Annotated in this window: 6 protein-coding genes and 1 pseudogene; 3 read left to right on the top strand and 4 right to left on the bottom strand. The window is 63.8% G+C overall.

Translation table 11 applies throughout. From position 1 onward, the window contains the following. Positions 1–47: 47 nt before the first annotated feature. Both QM590_RS23805 and QM590_RS23800 read right to left on the bottom strand, forming a co-directional pair. Positions 48–680 (bottom strand): annotated as a pseudogene (locus tag QM590_RS23805) (aconitase family protein); the annotation flags it as partial. Positions 681–706: 26 nt separating this feature from the next. Then, a complete protein-coding gene (locus QM590_RS23800; protein ID WP_411741347.1) occupies positions 707–1,582 on the bottom strand; it encodes an isocitrate lyase/PEP mutase family protein in 876 nt (291 codons plus the stop codon). Positions 1,583–1,691: 109 nt separating this feature from the next. Between QM590_RS23800 and QM590_RS23795 the strand changes: the two genes are divergently transcribed. Then, entirely contained in the window at positions 1,692–2,498 is an 807-nt protein-coding gene (locus QM590_RS23795) for an IclR family transcriptional regulator (RefSeq protein ID WP_269596608.1), read from the top strand. Positions 2,499–2,539: 41 nt separating this feature from the next. Here QM590_RS23795 and QM590_RS23790 read toward each other — a convergent pair whose 3' ends face one another. Then, on the bottom strand, positions 2,540–3,373 hold the full coding sequence (locus QM590_RS23790) for a DUF72 domain-containing protein (protein ID WP_269596609.1): 834 nt from the start codon (positions 3,371–3,373) through the stop codon (positions 2,540–2,542). Positions 3,374–3,466: 93 nt separating this feature from the next. On the opposite strand from QM590_RS23790, the gene QM590_RS23785 reads away from it, so the two are divergent. Next, positions 3,467–4,570, top strand: a complete 1,104-nt coding sequence (locus QM590_RS23785; protein WP_149406819.1) for a S1C family serine protease — start codon at positions 3,467–3,469, stop codon at positions 4,568–4,570. Positions 4,571–4,573: 3 nt separating this feature from the next. On the opposite strand, the gene QM590_RS23780 is transcribed toward QM590_RS23785, so the two are convergent. After that, positions 4,574–4,987 (bottom strand): VOC family protein, encoded by a 414-nt coding sequence (locus tag QM590_RS23780; protein ID WP_149406818.1) that lies wholly within the window; start codon positions 4,985–4,987, stop codon positions 4,574–4,576. 59 nt (positions 4,988–5,046) lie between these two features. Here QM590_RS23780 and QM590_RS23775 point away from each other — a divergent pair, with 59 nt between their 5' ends. Further along, a complete protein-coding gene (locus QM590_RS23775; RefSeq protein ID WP_170945816.1) occupies positions 5,047–6,024 on the top strand; it encodes an LLM class F420-dependent oxidoreductase in 978 nt (325 codons plus the stop codon). Positions 6,025–6,058: the final 34 nt, after the last annotated feature.

The following is a 6,058-nucleotide window of genomic DNA, read 5'->3' as shown; positions in this document are numbered from 1 at the left end:
TTCAGTAGATCCCTATCCTAAGCGGGTCCAGTGTCCGAAATCCCTGGGCCGATCAAACCCTGGCGGTGGTCGATCTTCATCGACCGCGCTCCTGGACCACCGAACTCCATCACCTGGTGGGCACATCCGTCGGCACCGACCAGGTCGATGATCGTGTGAACGAGATCGCGACTGTCGACGCCGGCACCGAACTCACCCACGAGGTCGAACCGTGTGGTGGCCGGGATGTCGACGTACAGCTGTCCCGTCACCCAGGCCTCGATCAGATCGCGCCTGATGCCCCATCCGAGAGCGCCGAAGGCACCGATTCCGCTGATGTGCCCGTCGAAGTGGACGAGGAAGTCTCCTGGCGTCGCGAGTCCGAGTTCGGCAGTGAGCTGGTGGCCGATGCCTCGGCCCTCGTGCAGCTCGATGCCGTAGAACTCGCACCAGTCTCGCGTGACCTGATGCACCTCTTGCTCTTTGGCGTTCTTCTTGGTGAGCATGTGGTCGATGAAGACGACGTAACGAGATGGGTCGTCGAGTTCGGTGATGCCGAAGTCCTCGCGCATCTGCCGGAACATCACGTCGGTGTAACCGGGGAAATCGTAGGCAATCATGCGAGCGGGCCGGACGGCGTGATTCTCTCCGGCGTGCACCACATCGGCATCACAGGTTCGGCCGAGGATCTTCTCGACCATCGTCAGTGCGTCGGAGCTCATACCGATCACGCCTTCGCGTCGGCGGGAAGGTACTTGCGTTGTGCTGCTTCCACTTCCGGGAAGCCGATGAGATCGACGAACTCGTGGTGCTGCAACGCGTCGGCGCTCACGTCGGCCGGGGCTTCGCCGCCTGCGAGTCGGCGCAGAGCTTCACGAGCTGCTCCGGTGGCGGCCATCAGCACCTGGGTGGGCAGCAGGGCGAGTCGAACGCCGATCTGCCCGAGGACCTCGGGGGTGAACTCACGCTCGGTCCAGGTCGACGCGGTCAACGTCGCCATCAGCGGAACGCCTACCGCGTCGTGACAGCGAGCCCACTCCTCGGCGGTCTCGAAAGTCTTGGTGACGGGCATGATCATGTCGGCACCCGCGTCGACGTATGCGGTAGCGCGTCGGATCGCGTCGTCGCCACGAGCATCGGTGCGGGCGATCATCAGGACGTGCTCCGGCAGCGAATCCCGGACGGCTCGAACCTTGCCCGACGCTTCCTCGATGCTGATGAGGTCCACCGGCTCGCCAACGCAGATCGGGCATTTCTTGGGTGAGAGCTGGTCTTCCATGAAGACGCCCTGCACGCCCGCGGCTGCGAATCGGCCCGCGGTCCGCGCCGCGTTGACGGCGTTGCCGTAGCCGGTGTCGATGTCCGCGACGAGCGGGAGGGAGGACGCTTCGCCGATCGTGCGCACCGCCTGGAGGTTCTCGGTCATCGTGTAGAGCTCCGCGTCGGGCAGCCCGAGGGCCGCCGACACGGCGAAGCCGGACGCGCACAAGGCCGAGAACCCGGCCTGCTCGGCGAGCTTGGCGGTCAGTCCGTCCCATACGCCCGGGGCATACACCAGGCCCTGTTCGGTCAGATCTCTGAGTGTCGCGGTCATGAGCACCATCCATTTCGTATTGCGGAACGCATTCCGAAACTAGAGTGGTGGCGATCACAAGTCAAGGGGGGTTCGTAGGATGGCGGCAGCACTTCCCAGTCCGATCGAAGGAGCACACGTGGCATCGCCCACCGAGTCCGACGACCACGCCGGCCGCGACATCGTGGGCGCGGTGGTCAAGGCCTGCACGCTGCTCGATCATTTCGATACGACGCACCCCGTGTGGACGCTCAACGAGCTGACGACGGCAAGTCGAATGAACAAGACGACAGTGCACAGACTGATGACCACACTGATCCACGCCGGCTGGGTGGACCGCACGGCCGAGGGCTCGTATCGAATCGGCATGCCCGTGTTCGAGATCGGATCGTCGGCACTGACCCAACTCGACATCCGCGGTGCGGCACAACCGTACCTGTCGGAGATTGCCGAAAAGTTCGGCGACACTGCGTATCTCATGGTTCCCGCAGACGAGGGAGCCGTTTGCATCGATCGTCATGAAGGGAGCAATCCCCTTGTGGTCGCGGGTATTTCCATCGGTTCGGTTCTCCCGTATCACGCCACCGCAGGCCCGATGGCCATGCTGGCATTCTCTGCTCGGATTCGCGACCGCTGGCTCACCCAGGATCTACCGGCCTTCACGGATCGAACACCGACGGCGCCGGACGAGTTGCTGACACGCCTCGAACAGATCCGATCGAAGGGGTACGCACTGAGCAATTCGGACTACCTCACCGGCGTCGCGGCCGTCGGCGCACCGATACTCGGACGAAACGCCGCGGTAATTGCGTCGATCAGCGTTGGCGGCCGAGCGGAGACATTCGAGGGCGATGCCCTCAGCGCAAAGGTTGCGACGATTCTGGCCGCCGCAGAGAGTCTTTCTCGGGTTGCAGAGGCCCTACCTGCGCCTGGAGGAGAACATTGAAGTATCCGAATGTCTATGAAATGGGCTAGACAGTCGAATACTCATCTACCGATTCGTTCGATCAGTTTCATTGCGTCGAAGGGTGCGTAGCCCTTGATGTCGTTGTCGAAGTACACGTGGACGTTTCTGCCCGTGGCCGTCCAGTCCGCGATCTTCGCGGCCCATCGGTCGAGCGCCGCATCCGTGTACCCGCTGGCGTACAGCTCCTCGTCGCCGTGCAGTCGGGCGTACATGAAATCGGCTGTAGGGGTGTCGACGTACGGGTACTTGCCGGCGGTGTCGGCGACGACGAACGCAATATCGTTCTGTCGCAGCAACTCCACTGCCGCGTCCGAGGCGAAACTCTGATTCCGCGCTTCCACACAGTGCCGAAGCGGCCGCGACGACGAAGCAGGCAACAACACTCGATCCTCTGCCAGCTTGTCGTCCCTCATGCCCGCCAACGAGACTGCAGCAGAGACCGTTCGGGGCAACATGTCGCAGAAATCCGACATCTTCTGCGCGTCGAATTCGAGGTTCGGCGGCAACTGCCACAGGAACGGTCCGAGCTTGTCACCCAGCGTCAGTACACCGGTGGCAAAGAAGTTCGCGAGTGCCGCTTCGACTCCGACGAGCCGCTTGATGTGGGTGACGTACCGACCACCCTTGATGGAGAACACGAAGTCGTCCGGCGTCTCGTCGTGCCACTTGGTGAAGCTCGACGGCTTCTGCATCGCATAGAACGTGCCGTTGATCTCGATCGATGTCAGATGTTCCGACGCGTACCCGAGTTCCTTGCGATGCGCCAAACCCGCCGGATAGAAATCTCCTCGCCAGGGCGCGTACGTCCAACCGGAGATGCCGATCAGAACTCGGGGTCGATGCGACGCGGGCATGAGCAGACTGTAGACGGCCGCACAGGGAGGGCCGCTGGCCGTGATTGCCAACTAGCTGGCACCACCATCGCCACCGGACCATAATCGGTCTCTATGCGGTCGGGTGGACGAGCGGTGGTGCTGACGCTGGTCGCTGCCGGTGTGTGGCTCTTCGCGACGCCGTCGCTCGATCCCGGAACCGCGGACTTCGTCGCAACTCCGGCACCGGCCGTCGCACCCGTCGTCGAACCGCCACCCCTGACGCTCGAAGAGCTCACAGCTCGCGTCGATCCCACCGTCGTCACCTTGTCGGCGTCCGCAGGATTCTCCGGGGTCGCGGGCACGGGCTTCGTCGTCGCCCCCGACGGAATCGTGCTCACCAACTTCCACGTCGTCGAGAACGCCACCGACATCAGCGCAGTGCACATGGGCAACGGACTCATCTACGACGCCACCGTGTTGGGTTACGACAAATCTCGTGACGTGGCGGTCGTGCAGTTGATCACCGCGGCCGACCTGCCGGTGGTCGAGCTTGCCCCGGACCCGCTTCCCGAGGTGGGTGATGCGGTGACCGCCGTCGGGAATGCCTCGGGTGCAGGGGTATTGGTTCCGGCACCGGGAGCGGTGACCGCCCTCGATCAGCAGGTGCGTACGCGCAGTTCGGTGGACGGTTCGGGAAATACGTTGGAGCGAATGATTCGCGTCGATGCCGATGTGCGAGCGGGGGATTCGGGCGGGCCCCTCTTCGATGCCTGGGGCCGAGTGGTGGGCGTGAACACCGCGGGGTTGTCGGACGAGGCGCGCAACGGCACCGAGTTCTCGCCGCCGCAGGCACCCGAGGCGTATGCCGTCCCCATCTCCGAGGCGGTCTCGGTACTCGACCAGGTCCTCGCGGGCCAGTCCGGTGGCACCGTGCATGTGGGTCCCACACCGTATTTCGGAGTGTCGGTGCGCGATGTGTCAGTCTTCGAGAACAAGCCGGCGATCGGGGCGGGGGTGGTATCGGTGACGTTCGATTCCCCGGCGGAGGTCCTGGGACTGTCCGCGGGGGACATCATCGTGACGTTCGACGGCGCGGAGATCGGATCCTCATCGGACCTGTCGGAGGCGCTGCTCGGACGTCGCCCCGGCGAGCCCGCCGTCGTCGAATGGGTCGATGACGCAGGCGTAACCAGCTCCGGCACAATCACACTCGCCGCGGGAATGCCGACAGCCTGAGGGTCAGTCCTGCAGCACCGACAACACATTGCCCGCCGGGTCGGTGAACCAGGCGATCAGCGGTCCGCCATGGCGAAAGATTCCCTTGTCGTCGGTACCCATGGCAGGAGTGGAGCCTGCGGAACGACCCTGTATGTCCGGATACTGCTCGAACACAACTCCTTTGGCGATCAAGGCGTCGACAGCGCTCTCGATATCGGCCACCGGAAAGTTCAGGATGGTGTACTGCGCGGGTACGTGCCCGGGACGCGGATAGATCAGCACGATCGTCCCGGTCCCCAGGTGCAGCTCGAGCATGCCCATCTCGTTCTCGGTGACCGTCAGTCCGAGCGTCTCGGCATAGAACGTGCGCGCCGCCTGCAGGTCGTTTACGCCGAATCCGGAGAACGGCTGCCTGGTCAGCTCCAAGGATGTCATCGTCGAATTATCGCGCTCCGGCACATGCCACGGGCCGATATCCGAGTAGCGTGGATCTCGTGACTATTCGCCTCGGTTACCAGATGCCCAACTTCAGCTACGACGGTTCGGTCGCAGAGCTCTTTCCCCAGGTCATCGCGCAGGCGCGCGAGGCCGAAGCGGCCGGGTTCGACACCGCATTCGTGATGGATCACTTCTACCAACTTCCCGGGATCGGCAAGCCCGACGAGCCCATGCTCGAGGCCTACTCTGCGCTGTCCGCGCTCGCGACGGCCACCGACACCATCCAGCTCTCCGCGCTGGTCACCGGCAACACCTACCGCAACCCGGCGATCCTCGCCAAGACCGTCACCACGTTGGACGTCGTCAGCGGCGGTCGCGCGATCCTCGGGATCGGAGCCGGCTGGTACGAACTCGAGCACCAGAGCTTCGGACTCGAGTTCGGCACGTTCACCGACCGTTTCGAGCGACTCGACGAGGCACTGCAGATCATCGAACCGATGCTCCGCGGCCAGCGTCCCACGTTCGACGGTCTCTGGTACCAGGTCGAGAACGCGATGAACGAGCCCCGCATCCGCGACGACCTGCCGATCATGCTCGGCGGCGGTGGCGAGAAGAAGACGTTCGGCTTGGCCGCACAGTTCGCCGATCACCTCAACATCATCTGCGACGCAAACGAATTGCCGCGCAAGATGGCTGCCGTCCAGGCCCGTTGCGAGGAGGTCGATCGCGACCCCAAGGACCTCGAGACGAGTTTCCTCGCGTTCGTCATCGTCGACGAGGACGGCGACAAGGCCAAGGAACTGCAGCGTGAGTTCGTGCTCAAGCAGGGCCTCGACCTGACGAACCTGTCCGAGGAGGACGCGGCGAAGGCCACCGATCGGCACTTCTGCGGAACCCCCGACGACGTGGCCGAGCAGGTGCAGAAGCGCGTCCTCGATCAGGGCGTCGACGGCATCATCATCAACCTGATCACCAACGGACACCAGCCGGGAGCCGTCGAACTGGCAGGTAAAGCTCTGAAGCCGCTCGTCTAGAATTTTGCTCCAGCAGTAGCCGCGGGGGCGCGTG

The sequence above is a fragment of the Rhodococcus sp. IEGM 1372 genome (assembly GCF_030056835.1).
In the GTDB taxonomy this organism is placed as follows: Bacteria; Actinomycetota; Actinomycetes; order Mycobacteriales; family Mycobacteriaceae; genus Rhodococcoides.
Note: the sequence above shows the minus strand (reverse complement) of the source record. Positions and strands in the feature narration are given on the sequence as shown.

Coding starts and splice junctions, on each gene's coding strand:
- QM590_RS23800 (WP_411741347.1), bottom strand. CDS start 1,582: ATGGTGCTCATGACCGCGACACTCAGAGATCTGACCGAACAGGGCCTG.
- QM590_RS23790 (WP_269596609.1), bottom strand. CDS start 3,373: ATGCCCGCGTCGCATCGACCCCGAGTTCTGATCGGCATCTCCGGTTGG.
- QM590_RS23785 (WP_149406819.1), top strand. CDS start 3,467: ATGCGGTCGGGTGGACGAGCGGTGGTGCTGACGCTGGTCGCTGCCGGT.
- QM590_RS23780 (WP_149406818.1), bottom strand. CDS start 4,987: ATGACATCCTTGGAGCTGACCAGGCAGCCGTTCTCCGGATTCGGCGTA.